The sequence below is a fragment of the Roseateles sp. Mitsp63 genome, assembly GCF_059491535.1.
Genome location: NZ_CP168509.1, coordinates 4,314,238 through 4,335,249, shown reverse-complemented (window position 1 = coordinate 4,335,249; position 21,012 = coordinate 4,314,238). Strand labels below are relative to the sequence as shown.

The following is a 21,012-nucleotide window of genomic DNA, read 5'->3' as shown; positions in this document are numbered from 1 at the left end:
AAGGGTGAACGAATGAAGATCACTGGCTCCAACCCGATGAACCCGGCCGCCGGCGCTAGCGCGCCTGCCGCGATCGAGGCCGCCGAACCCGCCGAATCCGCTGATCGCGCGCCCGCGTCCGCCGCGGGCAGTCCCGCGATGCGCGCCGCCGAGCTCGAGAGCGCCGTGCTCAAGCCGGCGCAGGCCGCGCTGGCGGAGATGCCCGACGTCGATCCGGTGAAGGTCGCCGCGCTGCGCGACGCGCTGGCCAAGGGCGAGATCAAGTTCGACGCGACGCGCTTGTCGCAGCTGATCCAGCGCTATCACGGAGGCCGCTCGTGAGCTCGCCGCTGACGCGCACCGCGCGCCGCGCCGACAGCACCGCCGCGACGCTGCTGCGGCAGCTGCGCGAGGGCCTGTCGCAGGACCTGAACGCCTATGGCGCGCTGCGCGAGCTGCTGGAGCGCCAGTTCCAGGCCGCGCTGCGGCACCAGGCCGAGGAGATCGCCGCGCTGTCCGCCGGCATCCTGGCGCAGGCGGCCGAGATCGACGCGCATCGCTCCCACCGCCGCGAGCTGCTGACCGCGCTGCTGGGCCGGGCGGGTCAGCCGACGCTGCGCGCGCTGCTGGACCGGCTGCCGCCGGCGGCGGGCGAGCCGCTGCTGGCGCTGCGCCAGGGGATAGAGCGCGCGCTGGCCGAGTGCAAGGCGATGAACGCGCGCAACGCGCAGCTGATCACCGAGCAGCAGGCGCTGATGCAGCGGCTGCTGGGCCGCGAGGAGCACATCTATGCGCAGCGCTGAACGCATCGCCGGCGAGTTCCCGCCGCTGGCGGCCGGACGCATCGAGCCGGCACATCCGGCTTCGAACGGTGGCGGCGCGGCGCGCTTCGATGCGCTCTATCAGGAACTGAACCGCGAGGTCATGCGCTACATCGAGCAGGGCGATGGCGGCTCCGCCTCGCAGCTGAGCCCGGAAGGCGCCTGGGGACGGATGCAGTCGATGCCGGCGCCTGGCGGCGATGCTGGCGTCGACAGCGGCGTCGACAGCGGCGTCATTGGCGGCGGCGTCGAGGGCGCGGAAGGCGTCAGCGATGCGCAGCGCCAGGCCTTCATCGACGAGGTGCTGCCGCTCGCGCGCGGCGCGGGCGCGAAGCTGGGCGTCGCTCCGGAAGTGCTGACCGCGCAGGCGGCGCTGGAGACCGGCTGGGGCCGCTCGCCGATCCGCGGGGCGGATGGCGCGCCCAGCCACAACTACTTCGGCATCAAGGCCACTGGATGGCAGGGCGCCGTCGCACGGGCGATGACGGCCGAGGTCGAAGGCGGCCAGGCCGTCGCGCGCCAGGAGGCGTTCCGCGCCTATGCCTCGCCGGCGCAGTCCTTCGACGACCTGGCGGCGCTGATCGGCAAGAGCCCGCGCTATCAGGGCGCGCTGCAGGCCGGCGCCGATGCGCGCGCCTACGGCGCGGCGCTGCAGCGCGGCGGCTATGCCACCGATCCCGCGTACGCGGAGAAGCTCGCCAAGGTCGCCTCGGCGGTCGCGGCCCGCGCTCAGGGAGCGGCGAAGTGAGCGCTGAAGTGAGGCTTCCAGTCAACGGTCGATCGAGCCGCGCCTGGCGCGCGGCCGGCTCAGCGCAGCTCGGCCGGCTCGACCAGGCCCGCGTCGAGCACGCGTGCCTGGATCACGCGGCCGCTGGCGTTGTTGCGCACGCGGATCACGCCCTGGCGCGCGCCGCTGTCGAGCGCCTCGCCGGCGCCCTCGACGCTGACGCCGCCGCGGCTCGCCTGGATGCGGACCGTGTCGCCGCGCTTGATCACGATCGCCGCCGCGAGCAGCCGTTTCTGCAGCAGCTGGCCGGGACGCAGCGTCGTGCGCGCGGCCAGGCCGGGTTCCAGCGCGGACAGCGCGTCGGGCGTCTGGCTGATGTCGCGGCGCTGCAGCTGCAACTGGTCCTCGCTCACGGCCTGGCCGCTGGCCACGCCCTGCGTGACGACGAGCACCTCGGCGCTGAGCGTGGCGCGCAGCAGGAAGTCCTGCGGCGGCACGCGCGCGGCCTCGTCGCCGCAGCGGGCCACCAGGCGCAGCCGCATCAGGCTGCGGCTGTCCTGCAGCGCGATGTCCCAGCCCGCCGGGCAGGCGGGCCGCGGGCGCGGCGCGGGCTGCGTCAGCTGGACCTCGGGCGCGATCAGGCCGGCTTGCCGGGCCTGCTCGAGCAGCGCGGCGCGCGCCGTCTCCAGCACCTGCGCGTCGAGCGCCGCGGAGGGATCGGGACGGGCTTCGGGCTTGGCGGCGGCATGGGCCGCCGCGGACGGAAACAGGGCTGAGGCCGCGCAGGCGGCGATCAGGGCAACGGAAACGAAGGAAGGAAGGGAGTCGCGCATGAGCATCGATTTCAGCAAGGCGGCCGGCGTGCATGACGACGCGCTGCGTCTGCGTGCGGAGAGGACCAAGGTCCTGGCCTCCAACATCGCCAACGTCAGCACCCCGGGCTACCAGGCGCGTGACGTCGATTTTGCCGCGTCGCTGCGCGCCGTCCTGGGCGGCGAGGGCTCGGGCGACGGCTTCACCGGTGAGCTCGCGTTGGATACCGGCGACCAGGACCTGCAGTACCGCGTCCCGTACCACCCGGCGCAGGACGGCAACACGGTCGAGCTCGGCGTGGAGCAGGCCGCCTTCGCGCAGAACGCGCTCGATTTCCAGACCAGCCTGACCTTCGTGAACATGAAGCTCAAGGGGCTGGCCAAGGCCATCAGCGGTCAATGAACGGCCGTCAGCGGTCAATGCGCGGCCGCTGAGCCGCGCGACACGGAAAGGGAACCCCATGTCCTTCAAGCAGATCAGCCAGATCGCCGGCTCGGCGATGTCCGCGCAGACGGTGCGCCTGAACACCATCGCCAGCAACCTGGCCAACGCGCAGTCGGCCGCCGGCAGCGAGGGCGCGGCCTACCACGCCCGCAAGCCGGTCTTCGCCGCGCTGGCCGCGCGCGAGGGCCTGGGCGACGGGCAACTGGCCGGGACGCGGGTGCAGGTGCTCGACGTCGTCGAGAGCCAGGAGCCGCTGCGCAAGGCCTATGAGCCCGAGAACCCGCTCGCCAACGAGAACGGCGAGGTCTTCTATCCCAACGTCAACCCGGTCGCCGAGATGACCGACATGCTGTCCGCGTCGCGCGCCTTCGAGACCAGCGTCGAGGTGCTGTCGCGGGTGAAGTCGATGCAGCAGTCGCTGCTGCGTCTGGGCGACGCGTGAAGCCAGGAGCACGGACATGACCACCGCCGTCAACAACAACGCCGCCGGCAACGGCGCTTCATCGGGCGCCGGATCGATCGCCGGCAATGGCGACAGCGCCGGCCAGAGTTCGCTGTTCACCACGCTGCTCGTCGCGCAGATCAAGAACCAGGATCCGCTCTCGCCGCAGGATCCGTCGCAGTTCGTCAGCCAGCTGACGCAGCTCAGCCAGGTCGAGTCGATGCAGAAGCTGGCCTCGCAGGGCCAGACCAACGCCAGCATGCTCGCGAGCCTGCAACTGATGACGCTGGGCGCGCAGGTCGGCTCGACGCTGCAGGCGACGGTGTCGCAGGTGCGGCTGTCGGGCCAGCCGGTGCAGCTGCGCTTCACGCTGGATGCGAACAGCCCCGGCAACACGCTGGTGCTGACCGGCGGCGACGGCCGCGAGCAGCGCATCGACCTGGGCTCGCTCGGCAAGGGCGAGCAGGGCTACACGCTGGATCCGGCCAGGCTGGGACTGGGTGACGGCCAGTACGGCCTCAAGCTCGAGACCCAGGACAAGCGCAGCGTCGCCATCGAGACGCAGACCCGCCTGGATGGCGTGCGCCTGGCCGCCGACGGCAGCGTGATGCTGCAGCTGGCCGGCATCGGCGAGGTCGCCAGCCAGGCCATCACCCAGTTCAAGGGCCGCGCCGCGTCCTGACGCGCCGCGCTTCCCGCCTTTCCCGGTTCCCTGAATCCATCGCCTACGGAGGCCCCCATGAGTTTCGAAATCGCACGTTCGGGCATCAACGCGGTCAACGCCAGCCTGGAGACCATCAGCAACAACATCGCCAACTCCGGCACCTACGGCTTCAAGGCCAGCCGCAGCAATTTCTCGTCGATGGTTGCGGACACCCACCCGACCGGCGTCGAGGTGGGCTCGGTGTCGCAGTCCATCGAGACCGGCGGCGGCCTGTTCAACACCGGCCGCGGCATGGACGCGATGATCCAGGGCCGCGGCTTCTTCGCGGTCAAGGGCAACGACGGCCAGACGCTGTTCACCCGCGTCGGCCTGTTCAACGTCGACAAGGACGGCTACGTCGTCGACAGCCTGGGCCGCAAGGCGCAGGGCTATGCCGCGGTGGTCGACGCGGCCGGCCGTCCGGTGCCCGGCGGCGGCCTGGGCGCCTTCGGCGACCTGCGCGTGGCCACCGGCACCATCCCGGCCCAGCCCAGCGATCGCCTGAGCTTCAGCGGCAACCTGAGCGCCGACTGGTCGGTGCCCGCGGTCACGCCCTTCAACAAGGACGATCCGCGCAGCTTCAACAGCTCGGTGACCTCGGTGGTGTACGACTCGCTGGGCACCAAGCACAGCGTCACGCAGTACTTCGCCAAGAGCGGCACCGGCACCGTCAACGCGTACTACAGCTTCGATGGCGCGGCCCCGGCCGGCGTCGGCGCGACGATGAACTTCGACGCCCAGGGCCAGCTGACCGCGGTGCCCGCCGTGACGCTGAACGCCACGCCCGGCAACGGCGCCGCGCCGATCGCGATGCAGATCGACTACACCGGCACGACGCAGTTCGCCGGCGACACGACCACCCGCGCCAACGCCTCCAACGGCTATGCCGCCGGCACGCTGACCGGCACCAGCCTGTCGGAGGACGGCTCGCTGATCGCGACCTTCAGCAATGGCGAGAAGCAGACCGTGGGCACCATCGCGCTGGCGACCTTCGCCAGCGATGGCGGCCTCAAGCCGGTCAGCGACACCAGCTGGACCTCCACCGCCGAAAGCGGCGTGGCGCTGTACTCGCGCCCCGGGGCCGGCACCGCGTCCAAGCTCAGTGCCGGCGCGCTGGAGCAGTCCAACGTCGACGTCACCGGCGAGCTGGTCAGCCTGATGAGCGCGCAGCGCAACTACCAGGCCAACACCAAGCTGATCTCGACCGAGAACCAGATGATGCAGGCGCTGATGCAGGCCGTCTGAGGCCCGCCTCCCGACCTTTGCCACCGACTGAAGCGAGCCCCCGATGGACGCCCTGATCTACACCGTCATGAGCGGCGCCGAGCGCATCCAGCGCGCGCAGGCCGTGCATGCCAACAACCTGGCCAACCTGGAGACGGCAGGCTTCCGCGCCAACCTGGAGCAGGCCGGCGCCGCGCGGGTCAAGGGCTACGGCTACGACGCGCGGCACCTGGCGCAGGAGCGCTCGGACGTGATCAGCGCGCGCGCCGGCAGCCAGCGCGACACCGGCCGCGACCTGGACATCGCGATCGAGGGCGAGGGCCTGTTCGCGGTCGCGCAGGACGGCCCGCAGGGGCGCGAGGCCTACACGCGCGGCGGCAATTTCAGCGTCGATGCCGACGGCACGCTGCGCCTGGGCCGCCATGCGGTGCTGGGCGAGGGCGGGCCGATCGTGCTGCCGCCGCATGACCGGCTCGAGGTGCAGGCCGACGGCACGATCGCGATCCTCGCCGGCGGGCAGCCCGAGCTGCAGACGGTGGACCGGCTCAAGCTGGTCAAGCCGCCGTTCTCGCAGCTGACCAAGAACGAGGCCGGCCTGCTGGTCGCGCGCGACGGCAGCCAGCCGGCGGCCGATCCGGCGGTGCGGGTCGCCAAGGGCAAGCTGGAGGCGAGCAATGTGTCGGCCGTCGAGGAGATGGTCGCCACGATGAACCTGGCGCGCGACTTCGAGCTGCAGATGCGGCTCTACAAGGCCGCCGACGGCATGGCCGAGACCGGCAACCGCCTGGTGCGCGACTGACGCGCGCCGGCCCATCGACAGATCAACGAGTTTCTGGAAGGAGTCCCCGATGAACCCCGCCATGTGGATCAGCAAGACCGGCGTGCAGGCGCAGGACGCCAAGCTGCAAGCGATCGCCAACAACCTGGCCAACGTCAACACGGTCGGCTTCAAGCGCGACCGCGTGATGTTCGAGGACCTGTTCTACCAGGTCGAGCGCCAGCCCGGCGCGCAGGCCGAGGACGGCAGCGCCGCGCCGACCGGCGTGCAGCTGGGCAACGGCACGCGCATGGTCGGCACGCAGAAGGTGTTCACCAATGGCAGCCTGCAGACGACCGGGCAGAACCTGGACGTCGCCATCGTCGGCAACGGCTTCCTGCAGGTGGAGGGGCCCAATGGCCGTCCGGCCTACACGCGCGCCGGCCAGCTGAGCATCAGCCCGGAAGGCCGGCTGACCAACGCGCAGGGCCAGCGGCTGCAGCCGGAGATCACCATCCCCATCAACGCCAAGTCGCTGACGATCAGCGAGAACGGCGTGGTCGCGATCACCACCGCCGACAACGCGGCGCCGCAGGAAGTCGGCCAGTTGCGGCTGACCCACTTCGTGAACCCGGCCGGCCTGCTGGCGCTGGGCGACAACCTCTATCAGGAGACGGCCGGCAGCGGCGCGCCGACCGAGGGCGTGCCCGGCGAGAACGGCCTGGGCAAGCTCAAGCAGGGCGCGCTGGAGGGCTCGAACGTGCAGGTGGTCGAGGAGATGGTCGACATGATCGCGGCGCAGCGCACCTACGAGATGAACACCAAGGTGCTCTCGGCGGCCGACAACATGCTGCAGGTGCTGGCGCAAGCCGCCCGCTGACCGGAGCCCGGCCATGACCCGCCTTGCCGTCCGCCTCCTCGTGGCGATGAACGCCGCCGCCGCGCTCGCGCTGGGCGGCTGCGCCGCCATCGCGCCGCCGGCGCTGCCCAGCGCCGATCCCGGCGGCCTGCCGCTGCCGATCGGCGAGATGCCGCGGCCGTCGGGTGGCGGCGTGTTCGTGGCGGGCCGCAGCGCCAGCCTGATCGCCGACACGCGCGCGTTCCGCGCCGGCGACGTGCTGACCATCGTGCTCGAGGAGGCCACGCAGGCCAGCAAGAGCGCCAACACGCAGAGCGCGAAGAAGAGCGGCAGCGACTTCAACCTCGACCTGAACGGCAAGCAGCGCAGCTACGGCATCAACGGCAACCGCGACTTCAGCGGCAGCGGCAGCAGCACGCAGCAGAACACGCTGCAGGGCGCGGTCACGGTGGTGGTGCAGGAGGTGATGTCCAACGGCCTGCTGCGCGTGCATGGCGAGAAGAGCCTGACGCTGAACCAGGGCGAGGAACTGGTGCGCGTGGCCGGCTATGTCCGCTCCGCCGATGTCGACAGCGAGAACCGCGTGTCGTCTCAGCGCGTGGCCAACGCGCGCATTGCCTACAGCGGCCGCGGCCATCTGGCCGACGCCAACACGCCGGGCTGGTTCTCGCGCTGGTTCAACAGCCCCTGGAATCCGATCTGAGGCCATGACCGACATGAAGAAGCTCTTGATCTCGCTGGTGTTCGGCGCGGTGGCTGCGATGCCGGCCGCGCCGGCGTTGGGCGCGCAGCAGTTGCGGCAATTGGTGGACGTGGAAGGCGTGCGGGAGAACCAGTTGCTGGGCTATGGCCTGGTGGTCGGCTTGAACGGCAGCGGGGACAGCACGCAGGTGAAATTCGCCGGGCAGTCGGTGGGCAACCTGCTCAAGCAGTTCGGCGTGAAGCTGCCCGAGAAGACCGAGGCCAAGTCGCGCAACGCGGCGGCCGTGATGGTCAGCGCGAGTTTCCCGGCCGGGTACCGGCGCGGCCAGGCGATCGATATCACCGTGTCGTCGCTGGGGGATGCGAAGAGCCTGCGAGGAGGGACGCTGCTGTTGACCGAACTGCATGCGGCCGATGGCGAGGTGTATGCGCTGGCGCAGGGCAACCTGGTCGTGACGGGGTTGAGCGCGCAGGGGCAGAGCGGGTCCAGCGTGACCGTGAACACGCCGACGACCGGGCGCGTGCCCAATGGCGCGACGATCGAGCGGGAGATCGGCACCGATTTCGATTCGCGGCCGGATGTGGTGCTCAATCTCAAGCGGCCGGGGTTCCAGACGGCGACGCAGATCGTGGAGGCGCTCAATCAGCGCTTCGGGGCCGGCGTGGCGACGACGCGCGACGGCACCAGCGTGACGGTGCGCGCGCCGGCGGAGCCGACGCAGCGCGTCGCGTTCGTCGCGCAGATCCAGGCCTTGCCGATCGATGCGGCGCCGGCGCTGCCGCGGGTGATCTTCAACTCGCGCACGGGGACCGTGGTCATCGCGGATGGCGTCAAGGTGCGGCCGGCGGCGGTGTCGCATGGGTCGCTGAAGGTCGTGATCAGCGAGTCGCCGCAGGTGAGCCAGCCCAACGCGTTCAGCCAGGGACGCACGCAGACGGTGCCGCAGTCGCAGCTGCGCGTGGATCAAGGAGATGGGCGCATGTTCCGATGGCCGGCGGGGACCTCGCTGCAGGCGATCGTCGACATGGTCAACAGCATCGGCGCGAATCCGGATGACCTGATGGCGATCCTCCAGGCGTTGGACCAGGCTGGCGCGATTGAAGGAGAACTGCAGGTCATCTGACTTCGTGACGCCGCTGGCCCTCACCCCCGCCCTCTCCCGCAAGCGGGCGAGGGGGTAATACCGCCCAGCGCTTTTCTCACACCCTCTCCCGTTTGCGGGAGCCCCTCTTTCACCCTCTCCCACGAAGTGGGAGAGGGAGGGGTGAGGGCCAGTGGCCTCCGCAGTAAGACTACAAAGGACCTCCGGAATGATCGATCTTCAGAAGGCGGCAACCGCCTCCGGCGCGGGCGACGCGATTGTCGATATCGCGCCCGCACCGGCCATCGACGCTCGCACGCAGGCCAAAGCCACCGATGCCGCCGTCAAGTTCGAAGCCTTCTTCATCAAGCAGATGATCAGCCAGATGCGCGCCGGCACGCGTGCGCTCGCCGGCGACGAAGACGGCGAAGCCAAGCGCGCCGGCCAGGACATGCTGGACTTCGCCGACGGCCTGGTGGCCGACGCGCTCGCCCAGCAGCGCGCCTTCGGCATCGCCGATCTGATGCTCCGCCAGGTGCTCCCGGCCGCGGGCTTAAGTCCCGCGCCCGCCGGGTCGCCTTCCGCTGACAAGACCCCCGCCATCCCGCGCACCACCCCATGAGCATCCTCTTCAACGGCCTCACCGGCGCGCAGGCCGCCCAGGCCGCGCTGAACGCCACCAGCCAGAACGTCGCCAACGCGATGACGCCGGGCTTCACCCGCACCGGCGTGCTGCTGGGCTCGGTGCAGACGCCCCAGGGCGGCGCCGGCGTGCAGGTGTCCAAGCTGCTGCGCTTCGCCGACGGCTTCAAGAACGTGCAGCTGTGGCAGGCCACCAGCCAGCTCGGCCAGTACAGCGCCGGCCAGTCCTACCTGACGCAGCTCGAGCAGGTCATGTCCGACGACACGGCCAACATCAACCACGGCATCGACCAGTTCTTCGCCGCGCTCAACGCCGCCAGCGTCCAGCCCGAATCCGGCCCGCTGCGCGAGGCCGTGCTGACCGCCGCCGACGGCCTGGTCAAGCGCTTCGACAGCCTGCAGCAGCTCTTCGCCAACCAGCAGACCGCGATCGCCACGCAGCGCGACGGTGTCGTCAACCAGGTCAACGCGCTGACGCAGGACATCGCGCTGCTGAACAAGCAGATCGCCGCCGGCCGCAGCGCCGGCATGAACGACGCCGGCCTGCAGGATGCCCGCGACGAGAAGATCAAGGCGCTGTCCTCGCTGGTGGGCCTGCAGGTGGTCGATACACCCGATGGCGCCAAGAGCGTCTCGCTCAAGGGCGGCCAGCCGCTGGTCGTCGGCGCCGATGCGGCGGTCCTGGCCACCAGCGGCCCCGGCGCGCTGACACTGAACTTCGCCAGCACCTCGTTCACGCTGTCCGACGTGGGGCAGGGCGGCCAGCTCGGCGGCCTGGCCGACCTGCAGAAGCAGGTGCTGCAGCCGATGCAGACCACCGTCAGCGAACTCGCCCAGGGCATCGGCAACGCCTTCAACGCACAGCTGGCGGCCGGCTTCGCGCCGCCCGCGGCGACACCGGGCCAGCCGCTGTTCGACACCAGCGGCGGCCGGCTGCGCATGACCGGCCTGACGGCCGGCCAGCTGGCCTTCTCGTCCAGCCCGTCCGTCAGCGGCGACAGCGGCAACCTGTCGGCGCTGATCGCGCTCAAGAACAAGCCGATGACGATCACCACCTTCGACGCCGCCGGCAATGCCGCCGGCACCGCCTCGGTGATCACCGGCGACGTGTTCACGCAGCTGGTGGGCAAGCTGGGCGTGGCGAGCTCGCTGAACCAGGGCTCGCAGAAGACCGCGACCACCGTGCGCGACCAGGCGGAAGAGGACTGGAAGTCCAGCGCCGGCGTCAACACCGACGAGGAAGCCATCAACCTGATGCAGTACCAGCAGATGTACCAGGCCAACATGAAGGTGGTCGCGGTCGCGAACCAGCTCTTCGACAGCACGCTGCAGATGCTGGGCTGAGGCCGCCTCCATCCCACGTTTTTCCCGAACCCCGCCGGAACCTCCCATGCGCATCGCCAGCAACCAGTACCACGCCACGATGAACAGCGCGCTGCAGGCCGCCAACGAGGGCCTGACGCACGTCATGCAGCAGATGGCCTCGGGCCAGCGCGTGCTCAAGCCCTCCGACGACAGCATCGCGGCGCTGCGCCTGGCCCGGCTCTCGCGCGAGGAGTCCACGCTGGGCCAGTACCGCGACAACATCGGCGCGCTGCAGAGCCGCCTGCGCACCAGCGAGGTCACCCTCGACAGCGTTCGCGAGGACCTGCAGGCCACGCGCGACCTGCTGGTCTGGGCCGCCGACGGCGGCAACACCGGCGACGATCTGAATGCGATGTCGGGCTCGCTCAAGACCCTGCACGACAGCCTGCTGTTCCTGGCCAACAGCAGGAATGCCGAAGGGCGCTACCTGTTCTCCGGCACTGCCAGCGACCAGCCCACCGTCGACGCGGCCTACAACTTCCTGGGCAACTCGCAGACCCAGCCGGTGGCCGTGGCGGACAGCATGTCGGTCGGCGCGAACGTGTCGCTCGAAGGCATGGGCGCCTTCCTCCAGCAGCTCAACGCGCTTGGCGGCCAGCTGGCCACGCCGGGCGTCACCGCGGAAGGCGTGCGCCCCGATGTCACCGCGATGATCGGCGCGCTCGACCAGACGCTGGGCGACGTGGCCGGCAAGATCGGGCAGCTCGGCGGCCGGCAGAACATCCTGTCGACGCTGGACTCGAACCATGCGTCGGTCAGCCTGGCCAACCAGCAGAGCGCGCTCGACATCGGCCAGGTCGACTACGGCGAGGCCGCCACGCGCCTGAACAGCTACACGCTGGCGCTGCAGGCGACGCAGAAGGCCTATGCCAAGGTCAGTCAGCTGAGCCTGTTCGATGCGATCTGACGCGATCTCCGGACCGGTCTTCGGCGCCGACCCCGCGTCGCGGGGCGCCAGCGCGGATCGCCTGCCGGCCTTGTCGGCAGGCACCGCCGGGGCGATCCCGGATGCCGCGCCGCCGGCTCGGTTGCCGGCTTCACTCGAATCGGCGGCCGCATTCCAACAGGCCGCGCCCTTGCGCGCGAGCGACGCGGCATCCGCCGCGCGCGAGCCGGGCGCGCAGTTGCAGCTCGGCCGGCTGCAGCAGGGCTTGGATTATCTGGATCGCCTCGCGTCGGCGATGCAGCAGCTCAAGGGCGGGCTCAGCGACGCGCTGGCGCGCCAGGCGCCGCCATCCGCCGCGTTGAACGCACAGGTCGAGCAGTTGCGCCTGCTCTGGTCGCAGCGCAGCCGCGATGCCGGCGGACGTGTCGATGGCGAGCTGCAGGCCGCGCCCGCGGATGGTGCGGCGCGACAGCGCTTCAAGCTGCGTGGACTCGATCTCGCGGTGCTCGAGCACGGCGGGAAGGAGACCTTGCGGCTGCAACTGCCCAGCCAGCCGCAGGACGGCGGCGGCGCGGCGAAGCCCGTGGCCATCGCGGTGACGCTGGAGGGCGAGGGCACGCAGCCGCAGCTGCAGGCGCTGGTCAAGGCGCTGACGCCGGCCGGGCTGTCGGTGCGGGCGCAGGGGACGGAGATCGTCTTCAGCGTCGCCGAGTCGCAATGGCCGGCGCTGCGCGACGGCCTGACGCTGCGCGGCGAGGGCAAGCGATTCCCGAGCGGCCAGCCGGTGCGCGCGCTGCTTGATCCGTCGCCCGAGGCGCTGCAGCCGCAGCGCTGGGAGGTCAAGGATGCGGCCGGCCAGCGCCAGGCGCTGGGTCAGCTGCTGCAGGCGCAGCCCAAGGTCGCGCAGGCGCGTGCGCAGCTGCACGGGCAGCTCGAGGCCGCGGCGCGGCCCTCGGCCTCGATGGCGCCGGCGCAGGCCCAGGCGCTCGCCGGATCGCTGGCGGGCGCGCTCTCCGGCGCCGAGTACAGCGACGTCGGCGCGCTGCTGCCGGCGCTGCGCGGCATGCACCGCGCGCGCGTGCGGCAGTTGCTGTCGGCCTGAGGCGGCGCGCCGCTCAGGCCGCCTCCAAGACGCCAGGGGGCGGCCTGTCCCCTCACCCGGGGAACGCGGCTTGCCGCCGATCGGATGCCGGACGCATGTCATCGACCTGCGCACCGCTCTGTGTAGACTGTTCCCCCGATGACTTCGACGGCCCGATTCCTGACCGCAATGCCTGACCCCGTCCCTGGCGCCGACGCCGTGGCGGAGGTCCCGTCCTCCCGTGCGGCGACGCCGCGGTTCGACCGGCTCGACGCGCTGCGCGGCGTGGCGATGGTCTGGATGACGGTCTTCCATTTCAGCTTCGACCTGAGCTACTTCAAGGTCATCCTGGCGGACTTCTACCGCGATCCCTTCTGGACCTGGCAGCGCAGCGCGATCGTCAGCCTGTTCCTGCTGTGCGCGGGCATGGGCCAGGCGGTGGCCCTGGCGCAAGGCCAGACGGCCGACCGCTTCTGGCGCCGCTGGGGCCAGATCATGGGCTGCGCGCTGCTGGTGTCGATCGGCTCGTGGTGGATGTTCCCGCGCTCGTTCATCAGCTTCGGCGTGCTGCACGGCATGGCCCTGATGCTGATCCTGGTGCGCTTCGGCTTCGCGCGGCTGCCCACCGCCGCGCTGTGGGCGCTGGGGGCGGTGGCGATCGCGCTGCCCTTCCTGATCGCGCATCCCTTCTTCGACACCCGCACCACCAACTGGGTCGGCCTGGTCACGCACAAGCCGCTGACCGAGGACTACGTGCCGGTGCTGCCCTGGCTGGGGCCGATGCTGTGGGGCTGCGCGCTGATGCGCACCGCGGCGGTGCGGACCTGGTTCGCGCGGCCGCTGCTGCCCGCGCTGAGGCCTCTGTCGGCGATGGGGCGGTGGTCGCTGTCCTACTACATGCTCCATCAGCCGGTGATGATCGGCGCGCTGATGGGCGCGCGGCACTTCGGCTGGATCTGAGGGCGGACCCCGCGACCCCCGCGACCGGTGCGCGACAATCCCGCCCCATGAGCTCCTCTCCCTCCAAGACCCAGATCCTGTTCGGCTTCCATGCCGTCACCGTGCGCCTGAAGACGGCGCCTGAATCGGTGCAGGAGATCCTGTTCGACGCCACCCGCAAGGACCAGCGCATGCGCGGGTTCCTCGAGAAGGCCGAGGCCGCGGGCGCGCGCTTGGTCGAGAGCGACGACGACCGGCTCAAGGCGCTGTGCGGCACGCACCGCCACCAGGGCGTGGTGGCGCGGGTCAAGGCGGTGGCGAAGTCGCACTCGCTGGACGAGGTGCTGGATGAGGTCGAGGGCCCGCCGCTGGTGCTGGTGCTGGACGGGGTGACCGATCCGCACAACCTCGGCGCCTGCCTGCGGGTGGCCGACGGCGCGGGCGCGCATGCGGTGGTCGCGCCCAAGGACCACGCGGTCGGCCTGAACGCGACGGTGGCCAAGGTCGCCAGCGGCGCCGCGGAGACGGTGCCCTACCTGATGGTCACGAACCTGGCGCGGACCCTGGGCGAGCTCAAGGAGCGCGACATCTGGGTGATCGGCACCTCGGACCAGGCGGAGAAGACGCTGTACGACCTGGACCTGACCGGGCCGGTGGCGCTGGTGCTGGGCGCCGAGGGCGCGGGCATGCGCCAGCTCACGGGCAAGACCTGCGATGAGCTGGTGCGCATCCCGATGCAGGGCGCGGTGGAGAGCCTGAATGTCTCGGTCGCGGCCGGCGTGTGCCTGTACGAGGCGCTGCGGCAGCGGCGGAAGAAGGGCTGAGGCCGGGGCCGGGCGGCCCGCGAGATAATCGCGCCCACAGCGGCCCCGACGCGGGCCGCGCCAACATCCGACGGGGCTCCGCGCGCGGGGCCCGTCCTCTTACCGGATCCCCAAGCGCCATGGCCGTCATCGAAGTCACGCACCCCCTCGTCAAGCACAAGATCGGCCTGATGCGGGAGGGCGACATGTCCACCAAGAAGTTCCGCGAGCTGACCGGCGAGGTCGCCCGGCTGCTGGCCTACGAGGCGACGGCGGATTTCCCGCTCGAGAAGACGACGATCGACGGCTGGTGCGGCGCGGTGGAGATCGACCAGATCGCCGGCCGCAAGGTCACCGTGGTGCCCATCCTGCGCGCGGGCCTGGGCATGCTGGACGGCGTGCTGGACATGATGCCCAACGCCAAGGTCAGCGTGGTCGGCCTGGCGCGCGACCACGAGACGCTGCAGCCGGTGAACTACTTCGAGAAGTTCGTCGGCCAGCTGGATCAGCGCACGGCGCTGATCGTCGATCCGATGCTGGCCACGGCCGGCTCGATGATCGCCACGGTCGACCTGCTGAAGAAGCGCGGCTGCAAGGACATCCGCGCGCTGGTGCTGGTCGCGGCGCCGGAAGGCGTGGCGGCGCTGAACAAGGCCCACCCGGACGTCCGCTGCTGGACCGCGGCGATCGACTCGCATCTCAACGAGAACGGCTACATCATTCCGGGCCTGGGCGACGCCGGCGACAAGATCTTCGGCACCAAGGACGCCTGACGTCCTGCGACGAGCCCCTCTCCCTCACCCTCTCCCCAAAGGGGCGAGGGGATGCTTCGCTGCTCGAAGGATTCCGGCCAACTCCCTCGCCCGCTTGCGGGAGAGGGCAGGGGAGAGGGTCTTCCAGCGGCCCATGCCGCTGGCCCCTATCCTCAAACCAGTCCCAGCGCCCCCAGCACGCCGCCCGCCAGGACCAGCCACACGATCCCGATCTTGGTCCGCATCGTCAGCACCACGGTCGCGACGATCATCGCCAGCGTGGCCCAGCGGTGGCCGGGCTCGACGAGATAGGGCGCCGCGAGCAGCCAGCCGGTCGCGATCATCAGCCCCAGCGTCAGCGGGGCCATGCCCACGGTGAACGCGCGCACGCCCAGGTGCTCGCGGTTGTTGCGGGCCCAGCGCGTCGCCGCCACGACCAGCGTCGTGGACGGCAGCAGGATGCCCAGCATCGCGGCCGCCGCGCCCATCAGCCCCGACACGTTGAATCCCAGCACCGCCACGAACAGGATGTTCGGACCCGGCGCCGCCTGCGCCAGCGCGATCGAGCTGGTGAAGCTCTGGTCGGTCAGCCAGTGCTGCTCGTCGACCAGGTAGCGGTGCATGTCCGGCGCCGTCGTGATCGCGCCGCCGATCGACAGCAGCGACAGCATCAGGAAGTGCAGCATCAGCGCGCCCAGCTCCGGCCAGCTGAGAGGGCCCATCAGCAGCGCGCTCATGCGCGGCTCCGCTTCAGCGCGATCAGCGCCAGCGTCATGCCCAGGCCGCCCACGCTCAGCAGGATCCAGAACAGCGGCAGCTTCAGCCACACGGTCGCGCCGAACACCAGCGCCGCCAGCGCCAGCCCGGGCCAGAGGCCGATCGGGTTCTTGTTCAGCGAGGGCAGCAGCTTCAGGCCCGTCGCCAGGATCAGCCCCGCCGAGACCGCCCCCATGCCGCGCAGCGCGCCGGTCATCGCGGGCGACGCCAGCCAGGTGGTCGACAGCGCGGCCAGCGTCAGCACGATCAGCGCCGGGAAGCCCATCATCCCGAGCAGCGCCACCATCGCGCCGCGCAGGCCGAAGAAGCGGTCGCCGATCATCAGCGAGATGTTCACGATGTTGGGCCCGGGCAGCACCTGCGCCACGGCCAGCGTCTCGACGAATTCCTCGCGGCTCATCCAGCCCAGGCGCTCGACCAGCTCCCGCTGCGCCACCGCCAGCACGCCGCCGAAGCCCTGCAGCGCCAGCCGGCTGAAGGCCCAGAACAGGTGGGAGAGGGACTCGGGGCGGGCCAGGGCCACCGCGCCGGGCGCCGGATCGCCGTCCGTGGAGGCGGGCGCGGGGGAGGGCGTGGAGGAGGGCGCCGGGCTCACCGGTGCACCTTCAGCGCATCCGGATTGACGATGTTGGTGGGCTTGCCCGCCATGTAATTGAGCACGTTGTCGAAGGCGGCGTCGAAGTACATCTGGTAGCTGTCCTGCTCGACGTAGCCGATGTGCGGCGTGCACACGGCGTTCTCGAGCCGCAGCAGCGGATGGCCCTGGAGGATGGGTTCGGACTCGAACACGTCGACCGCCGCCATGCCGGGGCGGCCGCGGTTCAGGCCGGACACCAGCGCGCCGTCCGCGACCAGCTCCGCGCGCGAGGTGTTCACGAACAGCGAGGTCGGCTTCATGCGGGCCAGGTCCTCGCCGGTGACCAGGCCGGTGGTTTCCTCGGAGAGCCGCAGGTGCAGCGACAGGACGTCGGCCTGCTCGAAGAAGGCCTCGCGGCTGTCGGCCGCCTGATGGCCGTCGGCCTGGGCGCGCAGGCGCGAGCCCTCGCTGCCCCACACGATCACCTGCATGCCGAAGGCCTTGCCGTAGCCGGCGACGAGCTGGCCGATCTTGCCGTAGCCCCAGATGCCCAGGGTCTTGCCTCTGAGCACCATTCCGAGCCCGAAGTTCGGCGGCATCGAGCCCGATTTCAGCCCCGACTGCTGCCACACGCCGTGCTTGAGCGTGGCGATGTACTGCGGCAGGCGGCGCATCGCGGCCATGATCAGCGCCCAGGTCAGCTCGGCGGGCGCGATCGGCGATCCGCCGCCTTCCGCCACGGCGATCCCCAGCCGCGTGCAGGCATCGAGATCGATGTGCTTGCCGACCCGGCCGGTCTGCGAGATCAGCTTCAGCTTGGGCAGCTTCTCCAGCAGTTGGCGCGGGAAGTGGGTGCGTTCGCGGATCGTTACGAGGACTTCGGCATCCCGCAGCCGGATCGACAACTGGCCGATCCCCTTGACGGTGTTGGTGAAGACCTTGGCGTTCAGCGCGTCCAGCTTGGCGGCGCAAGGCAGCTTGCGCACGGCGTCCTGGTAGTCGTCGAGGATGATGATGTTCATAGGCGTGCGGGGGTTGATCCTACTCGCCTCGCTGGACGGGCTGAAGGCCATTGGGCGAGCGCCGTGCAACAGATCGGAACAGCGACTAGCATCGCGCCGCTTCGCATCCCCCCGTCCAAGACAAGGAGACTTCCATGGACCTGTACGCCGCCACCGTGCCGGTGTTCGACCGCATGCTCGCCAACATGCAGACCTGGATCCGCACCGCGCGCGATCACGCCAAGGCCAAGGGCTTCGATGAATCGGTCTATCTGACGCTGCGCCTGGCGCCGGACATGCTGCCGCTGGCGCGGCAGATCCAGATCGCCAGCGATTCCGCCAAGAGCGGCGCGGCGCGCCTGGCCGGCATCGAGGTGCCGAGCTGGCCCGACAACGAGGCCACGCTCGATGAACTGGTGCAGCGCCTGCAGAAGACGCGGGATTTCCTGAAGGGCGTCGACGCGGGGCAGATCAATGGGTCGGAGACCCGCCCGGTGAGCGTGCCGCGGCGCGACAAGGAGCCGCTGCAGTTCGAAGGCCAGGACTTCATGCGCTTCTTCAACCTGCCCAATTTCTACTTCCACGCCACGATGCTGTACGCGCTGCTGCGCCACGCCGGCGTGCCGCTGGGGAAGATGGACTTCCTGGGACAGCCGAAGTAAGCGCGCCTGCCCTTTCAACCCCCTCGCCCCGCTTGCGGGGAGAGGGAGGGGAGAGGGGGCTCGTGCCACAGCGCTGCTGCCGTTCGAAGCACCCCCTCTCCCCTGCCCTCTCCCCCCTCGCGGGGGGCGAGGGAGTTCTTGCGCAAGGCAAGTGCAGGCGGGCCGGTATGACCCCGTCGCCCGCCCGGGGGCGAGGGGGTCATGCCGCCATCAGCTCAGCAGCCTGCGCAGCAGGCTCTTTCCCTGCTCCAGGTGCCGGTTGAGCATCAGCAGCCTTGCCTCCGCCTCCGCCTGGTCGAAGGCCCGCGCCACTTCCGTGTAGATCGCCGTCCGCAGGTGCCACAGGTCCTGCGGATGCCGCGCATGGACCACATGCCGGAGCAGGGCGCCCACGCGCTCCCGCGTCTCCTCGTCGGCGGTCTCCGCGCCGTCCACCAGATCCGACACGCTCGCCCGGAAGGCCGCCCGCAGCTTCGCCATCGCCCGGGCGCTCGCCTGGGGCCGCCGGCCGTCCCCCGGCCACAAACGCATCAGGCTCTGGAAGATCGAATCCCCGTGGCGCCGCCGCGTGAGCTCGTCATTCATCGCCCGTGTTTCGACCTCATCCAGCCCGGCGGCTGGCGCCGCTTCCACCAGGTCATCCCAACGAGACGGTCTCGGCTTCGCTTGCATGGTGCGTGCTTCTTGTGGCTTCTTGCGGGTGTGCGAAACGCGCGTCCCTCGACGTCCATCGGACCATCCTCCGCGCGGCGTCCCGGCTCTGAGGCCCGGATCGCGGGGCGATTGTGGAAGTCGCCCCTGTCCCCGGAACTCCGGATAAGACCGTGACGGAAGCCTCAAATCGTGCTCAAGTTCCCGATCCGGCGGCCGATATGGGCTCATTGGGCGGGTCGCCGGTGTCCGCGGCGCGCCCAGGGCGGGATTTCCAGGCAGGGAAATGGACGGTCGGCACCGTCCATTTGCCGGGATACCTCCGGGAACGCAGGGACACAATTCGAGAAGGCGGCCCCTGGGCCCGCGCCGGAGCGTCCGGCTGCGCCCGCCGGCTGCATCAGCGCCCTGAAAGCCCTCTCACATGGACATCGCCCGCCCCAGCATGCCGAACTTGAGCGTTCCCGCCCCGCTGGCCCCGGAATGGGAGCAGCTGCTGAGCCGCGCCCGCGAGGGCACGCTCCCGCTGCCGGAACTGATGGACCGGGGCAACTTCCTCCAAGGCCAGAACCTGGGCGACGCCGCCGCCCACCTCTACGAGACCTGGCTCGCCCGGACCGGCCAGCCGCCCGCCGCGCGCCTGGTGGCGCTCTACAACTGGGGCACGGTGCTGGGCAACATCCAGCAGCACGAGCGCGCCGAGCAGGTCTACCGCCAGGCGCTGGCCATCAGCCCCAGCTTCGCGCAGGGCCGCCTGAACCTGGGTCATCAGCTCGAGCACCTGGGCCGCGCGGACGAGGCGCTCGCCGCCTGGCGCGAGGTCTACGACAGCGAAGGCCCGATCGAGGCGCTCGGCGCCGACGTCACCGGTCTGCGCACCCACGCCTTCAACAACGCCGCCCGGCTGCTCGAGCTGCAGCGCCGCTATGAGGAGTCCGAGGCGCTGATGGTCCGCAGCCTGACCCTCAACCCGGAACAAACGGACGTGATGCAGCATTACGTCCACATCCGCCAGAAGCAGTGCAAGTGGCCGGTGTACCGGCCCTTTGGCGAGGTCACCCACAACAGGCTGCTGATCGCGACGTCGCTGCTGGCCACGCTGAGCGCCACCGACGATCCCGCGCTGCAGATGGGCGCCGCCCAGCGCTTCGTCCACGAGAAGGTGACGAAGCAGAAGGAGGCGCTCTGGAAGCACCCGGTCTCGGTCGCCGCGCGCCAGCAGGGGAAGATCAAGATCGGCTACCTCTCCGGCGACCTGTGCATGCACGCGGTGGGCCTGCTGACCGCCGAGCTCTACGGTCTGCACGACCGCGAGAAATTCGAGATCCACGCCTTCGACTGGAGCCGCGACGACGGCACCGCGCTGCGCAAGCGCATCCTGATGTCGATGGACAAGGTCTGGCGCCTGCACGGCCTGGACGACGCCACCGCCGCCAAGCTGATCGCGCAGGCCGGCATCGACGTGCTGGTCGACCTGCAGGGCCTGACCAGCGGCGCCCGCCCCAACATCCTGGCGCACCGCCCGGCGCCGGTGCAGGTCAGCTACCTGGGCCTGCCGGCGACCTCGCTGCTGCCGGGCGTGGACTGGATCATCGCGGACCGCTTCGTGATGCCGCCCGAGTACCTGCCGTACTGCAGCGAGAAGCCCATCTACCTGCCGCACTGCTACCAGGTCAGCGATCGCCAGCGCGAGATCGGCGCCGATCCGACCCGCGCCCAGTACGAGCTGCCCGAGGACGCCTTCGTCTTCTGCTCGTTCAACAACAACCACAAGATGAACGCCGAGATGTTCGGCGCCTGGATGCGCATCCTGCACGGCGTGCCGGGCTCGGTGCTGTGGCTGCTGGCGGACAACGAATGGGCCAAGGCCAACCTGCGCCGCGAGGCCGAGGCCGCCGGCATCGACGCCGCCCGGCTGATCTTCGCCCCGCGCGTGGCGCCGCCGGACTACCTGGCGCGCTTCCAGCTGCCGGACCTGGTGCTGGACACCTTCCCCTACAACGCCGGCACCACCGCCAGCGACTGCCTCTGGATGGGCACCCCCATCCTGACCCGCTCCGGCCGCAGCTACATCTCCCGCATGTGCGGCAGCCTGCTGACCGCCGCCGGCCTGCCGGACCTGATCACCTTCTCGCTGGAGGAATACGTCCAGCGCGCCATCCAGATCGGCCTGAATCCGGGCCGTGCCGCCTCCTACAAGCGCTATCTGCGCGACGCCGGCCGCGACAGCGCACTTTTCGACATGCCGGCGATCGTGCGGGCCATCGAACGTGAATTCGAGCAATTGGCCCTCGCCCATCGCGGCTGAAATTGACAAGATTCG

General features: G+C 70.5%; 25 protein-coding genes. 20 read left to right on the top strand and 5 right to left on the bottom strand.

Going from position 1 to position 21,012, the window contains the following annotated elements:
• Positions 1-12: 12 nt before the first annotated feature.
• Genes flgM through ACEN96_RS18770 form a run of 3 tightly spaced genes read left to right on the top strand, consistent with a single transcriptional unit; the run spans position 13 to position 1,548 of the window.
• On the top strand, positions 13-321 hold the full coding sequence (gene flgM / locus ACEN96_RS18780) for a flagellar biosynthesis anti-sigma factor FlgM (RefSeq protein WP_495584589.1): 309 nt from the start codon (positions 13-15) through the stop codon (positions 319-321).
• On the top strand, positions 318-782 hold the full coding sequence (locus ACEN96_RS18775) for a flagellar protein FlgN (protein ID WP_495584588.1): 465 nt from the start codon (positions 318-320) through the stop codon (positions 780-782). Before flgM ends, ACEN96_RS18775 begins: the two co-directional genes overlap by 4 nt.
• Positions 769-1,548, top strand: a complete 780-nt coding sequence (locus tag ACEN96_RS18770) for a glycoside hydrolase family 73 protein (protein ID WP_495584587.1) — start codon at positions 769-771, stop codon at positions 1,546-1,548. The genes ACEN96_RS18775 and ACEN96_RS18770 overlap by 14 nt, the downstream gene beginning before the upstream one ends.
• Positions 1,549-1,607: 59 nt before the next feature.
• Here ACEN96_RS18770 and flgA read toward each other — a convergent pair whose 3' ends face one another.
• A complete protein-coding gene (flgA, locus tag ACEN96_RS18765) occupies positions 1,608-2,360 on the bottom strand; it encodes a flagellar basal body P-ring formation chaperone FlgA (protein ID WP_495584586.1) in 753 nt (250 codons plus the stop codon).
• Between flgA and flgB the strand changes: the two genes are divergently transcribed.
• The 15 genes from flgB (at position 2,359) to upp (ending at position 15,042) form a co-directional block, all read left to right on the top strand.
• The gene (gene flgB / locus ACEN96_RS18760) at positions 2,359-2,742 is read left to right on the top strand and encodes a flagellar basal body rod protein FlgB (protein WP_495584585.1); all 384 of its coding nucleotides are present in this window, start codon (positions 2,359-2,361) and stop codon (positions 2,740-2,742) included. The two genes, flgA and flgB, sit on opposite strands and share 2 nt — an antisense overlap.
• A 58-nt stretch (positions 2,743-2,800) precedes the next feature.
• On the top strand, positions 2,801-3,226 hold the full coding sequence (gene flgC, locus ACEN96_RS18755) for a flagellar basal body rod protein FlgC (RefSeq protein WP_495584584.1): 426 nt from the start codon (positions 2,801-2,803) through the stop codon (positions 3,224-3,226).
• Positions 3,227-3,242: 16 nt separating this feature from the next.
• Positions 3,243-3,908, top strand: a complete 666-nt coding sequence (locus ACEN96_RS18750) for a flagellar hook capping FlgD N-terminal domain-containing protein (RefSeq protein ID WP_495584583.1) — start codon at positions 3,243-3,245, stop codon at positions 3,906-3,908.
• A gap of 57 nt (positions 3,909-3,965) precedes the next feature.
• Complete coding sequence (locus ACEN96_RS18745) at positions 3,966-5,174, top strand: flagellar hook protein FlgE (protein WP_495584582.1); 1,209 nt, start codon at positions 3,966-3,968, stop codon at positions 5,172-5,174.
• 43 nt (positions 5,175-5,217) lie between these two features.
• Positions 5,218-5,952 (top strand): flagellar basal body rod protein FlgF, encoded by a 735-nt coding sequence (locus ACEN96_RS18740; RefSeq protein ID WP_495584581.1) that lies wholly within the window; start codon positions 5,218-5,220, stop codon positions 5,950-5,952.
• A 49-nt stretch (positions 5,953-6,001) separates the two neighbouring features.
• Positions 6,002-6,790: a flagellar basal-body rod protein FlgG gene (flgG, locus tag ACEN96_RS18735; protein ID WP_495584580.1), complete on the top strand. Its 789-nt coding sequence runs from the start codon at positions 6,002-6,004 to the stop codon at positions 6,788-6,790.
• Between the two features lie 13 nt (positions 6,791-6,803).
• Positions 6,804-7,472, top strand: a complete 669-nt coding sequence (gene flgH / locus ACEN96_RS18730) for a flagellar basal body L-ring protein FlgH (RefSeq protein ID WP_495584579.1) — start codon at positions 6,804-6,806, stop codon at positions 7,470-7,472.
• A 4-nt stretch (positions 7,473-7,476) separates the two neighbouring features.
• A complete protein-coding gene (locus ACEN96_RS18725; protein WP_495584578.1) occupies positions 7,477-8,595 on the top strand; it encodes a flagellar basal body P-ring protein FlgI in 1,119 nt (372 codons plus the stop codon).
• Positions 8,596-8,782: 187 nt separating this feature from the next.
• Positions 8,783-9,175, top strand: coding sequence for a rod-binding protein (locus ACEN96_RS18720; RefSeq protein WP_495584577.1), 393 nt, complete (start codon positions 8,783-8,785; stop codon positions 9,173-9,175).
• Positions 9,172-10,539, top strand: coding sequence for a flagellar hook-associated protein FlgK (gene flgK, locus ACEN96_RS18715; RefSeq protein WP_495584576.1), 1,368 nt, complete (start codon positions 9,172-9,174; stop codon positions 10,537-10,539). Before ACEN96_RS18720 ends, flgK begins: the two co-directional genes overlap by 4 nt.
• Before the next feature lie 46 nt (positions 10,540-10,585).
• On the top strand, positions 10,586-11,467 hold the full coding sequence (gene flgL / locus ACEN96_RS18710; RefSeq protein ID WP_495584575.1) for a flagellar hook-associated protein FlgL: 882 nt from the start codon (positions 10,586-10,588) through the stop codon (positions 11,465-11,467).
• A complete protein-coding gene (locus ACEN96_RS18705) occupies positions 11,457-12,548 on the top strand; it encodes a hypothetical protein (RefSeq protein WP_495584574.1) in 1,092 nt (363 codons plus the stop codon). Before flgL ends, ACEN96_RS18705 begins: the two co-directional genes overlap by 11 nt.
• A 168-nt stretch (positions 12,549-12,716) precedes the next feature.
• On the top strand, positions 12,717-13,487 hold the full coding sequence (locus ACEN96_RS18700; RefSeq protein ID WP_495584573.1) for an acetyltransferase domain-containing protein: 771 nt from the start codon (positions 12,717-12,719) through the stop codon (positions 13,485-13,487).
• Positions 13,488-13,534: 47 nt separating this feature from the next.
• Positions 13,535-14,290, top strand: coding sequence for a 23S rRNA (guanosine(2251)-2'-O)-methyltransferase RlmB (gene rlmB, locus ACEN96_RS18695; protein ID WP_495584572.1), 756 nt, complete (start codon positions 13,535-13,537; stop codon positions 14,288-14,290).
• A gap of 119 nt (positions 14,291-14,409) precedes the next feature.
• Positions 14,410-15,042, top strand: a complete 633-nt coding sequence (upp, locus tag ACEN96_RS18690; RefSeq protein ID WP_495584571.1) for a uracil phosphoribosyltransferase — start codon at positions 14,410-14,412, stop codon at positions 15,040-15,042.
• Between the two features lie 152 nt (positions 15,043-15,194).
• Here upp and ACEN96_RS18685 read toward each other — a convergent pair whose 3' ends face one another.
• From ACEN96_RS18685 to ACEN96_RS18675, 3 genes are read right to left on the bottom strand one after another with little or no spacing between them, the layout of a single operon-like run.
• The gene (locus tag ACEN96_RS18685) at positions 15,195-15,758 is read right to left on the bottom strand and encodes a chromate transporter (RefSeq protein ID WP_495584570.1); all 564 of its coding nucleotides are present in this window, start codon (positions 15,756-15,758) and stop codon (positions 15,195-15,197) included.
• Complete coding sequence (locus tag ACEN96_RS18680; protein WP_495584569.1) at positions 15,755-16,393, bottom strand: chromate transporter; 639 nt, start codon at positions 16,391-16,393, stop codon at positions 15,755-15,757. Before ACEN96_RS18680 ends, ACEN96_RS18685 begins: the two co-directional genes overlap by 4 nt.
• Complete coding sequence (locus ACEN96_RS18675; RefSeq protein WP_495584568.1) at positions 16,390-17,397, bottom strand: D-2-hydroxyacid dehydrogenase family protein; 1,008 nt, start codon at positions 17,395-17,397, stop codon at positions 16,390-16,392. Before ACEN96_RS18675 ends, ACEN96_RS18680 begins: the two co-directional genes overlap by 4 nt.
• A 134-nt stretch (positions 17,398-17,531) precedes the next feature.
• On the opposite strand from ACEN96_RS18675, the gene ACEN96_RS18670 reads away from it, so the two are divergent.
• Positions 17,532-18,038 (top strand): DUF1993 domain-containing protein, encoded by a 507-nt coding sequence (locus tag ACEN96_RS18670; RefSeq protein ID WP_495584567.1) that lies wholly within the window; start codon positions 17,532-17,534, stop codon positions 18,036-18,038.
• Between the two features lie 210 nt (positions 18,039-18,248).
• Here the strand turns inward: ACEN96_RS18670 and ACEN96_RS18665 are convergent, their stop codons facing one another.
• Positions 18,249-18,710 (bottom strand): hypothetical protein, encoded by a 462-nt coding sequence (locus tag ACEN96_RS18665; protein ID WP_495584566.1) that lies wholly within the window; start codon positions 18,708-18,710, stop codon positions 18,249-18,251.
• A 433-nt stretch (positions 18,711-19,143) separates the two neighbouring features.
• Here ACEN96_RS18665 and ACEN96_RS18660 point away from each other — a divergent pair, with 433 nt between their 5' ends.
• Entirely contained in the window at positions 19,144-20,997 is a 1,854-nt protein-coding gene (locus ACEN96_RS18660; protein ID WP_495584565.1) for an O-linked N-acetylglucosamine transferase, SPINDLY family protein, read from the top strand.
• The last annotated feature ends 15 nt before the right edge of the window (positions 20,998-21,012 follow it).

Bases quoted from the DNA above. Each gene is read 5' to 3' on its own strand.
- flgM (WP_495584589.1), top strand. From the start codon at position 13: ATGAAGATCACTGGCTCCAACCCGATGAACCCGGCCGCCGGCGCTAGC.
- ACEN96_RS18770 (WP_495584587.1), top strand. From the start codon at position 769: ATGCGCAGCGCTGAACGCATCGCCGGCGAGTTCCCGCCGCTGGCGGCC.
- ACEN96_RS18700 (WP_495584573.1), top strand. From the start codon at position 12,717: ATGCCTGACCCCGTCCCTGGCGCCGACGCCGTGGCGGAGGTCCCGTCC.
- flgA (WP_495584586.1), bottom strand. From the start codon at position 2,360: ATGCGCGACTCCCTTCCTTCCTTCGTTTCCGTTGCCCTGATCGCCGCC.
- flgH (WP_495584579.1), top strand. From the start codon at position 6,804: ATGACCCGCCTTGCCGTCCGCCTCCTCGTGGCGATGAACGCCGCCGCC.
- flgG (WP_495584580.1), top strand. From the start codon at position 6,002: ATGAACCCCGCCATGTGGATCAGCAAGACCGGCGTGCAGGCGCAGGAC.
- upp (WP_495584571.1), top strand. From the start codon at position 14,410: ATGGCCGTCATCGAAGTCACGCACCCCCTCGTCAAGCACAAGATCGGC.
- rlmB (WP_495584572.1), top strand. From the start codon at position 13,535: ATGAGCTCCTCTCCCTCCAAGACCCAGATCCTGTTCGGCTTCCATGCC.
- flgC (WP_495584584.1), top strand. From the start codon at position 2,801: ATGTCCTTCAAGCAGATCAGCCAGATCGCCGGCTCGGCGATGTCCGCG.
- ACEN96_RS18705 (WP_495584574.1), top strand. From the start codon at position 11,457: ATGCGATCTGACGCGATCTCCGGACCGGTCTTCGGCGCCGACCCCGCG.
- flgB (WP_495584585.1), top strand. From the start codon at position 2,359: ATGAGCATCGATTTCAGCAAGGCGGCCGGCGTGCATGACGACGCGCTG.
- ACEN96_RS18665 (WP_495584566.1), bottom strand. From the start codon at position 18,710: ATGCAAGCGAAGCCGAGACCGTCTCGTTGGGATGACCTGGTGGAAGCG.
- ACEN96_RS18740 (WP_495584581.1), top strand. From the start codon at position 5,218: ATGGACGCCCTGATCTACACCGTCATGAGCGGCGCCGAGCGCATCCAG.
- ACEN96_RS18720 (WP_495584577.1), top strand. From the start codon at position 8,783: ATGATCGATCTTCAGAAGGCGGCAACCGCCTCCGGCGCGGGCGACGCG.
- ACEN96_RS18675 (WP_495584568.1), bottom strand. From the start codon at position 17,397: ATGAACATCATCATCCTCGACGACTACCAGGACGCCGTGCGCAAGCTG.
- ACEN96_RS18685 (WP_495584570.1), bottom strand. From the start codon at position 15,758: ATGAGCGCGCTGCTGATGGGCCCTCTCAGCTGGCCGGAGCTGGGCGCG.
- flgK (WP_495584576.1), top strand. From the start codon at position 9,172: ATGAGCATCCTCTTCAACGGCCTCACCGGCGCGCAGGCCGCCCAGGCC.
- flgL (WP_495584575.1), top strand. From the start codon at position 10,586: ATGCGCATCGCCAGCAACCAGTACCACGCCACGATGAACAGCGCGCTG.
- ACEN96_RS18750 (WP_495584583.1), top strand. From the start codon at position 3,243: ATGACCACCGCCGTCAACAACAACGCCGCCGGCAACGGCGCTTCATCG.
- ACEN96_RS18725 (WP_495584578.1), top strand. From the start codon at position 7,477: ATGACCGACATGAAGAAGCTCTTGATCTCGCTGGTGTTCGGCGCGGTG.
- ACEN96_RS18745 (WP_495584582.1), top strand. From the start codon at position 3,966: ATGAGTTTCGAAATCGCACGTTCGGGCATCAACGCGGTCAACGCCAGC.
- ACEN96_RS18670 (WP_495584567.1), top strand. From the start codon at position 17,532: ATGGACCTGTACGCCGCCACCGTGCCGGTGTTCGACCGCATGCTCGCC.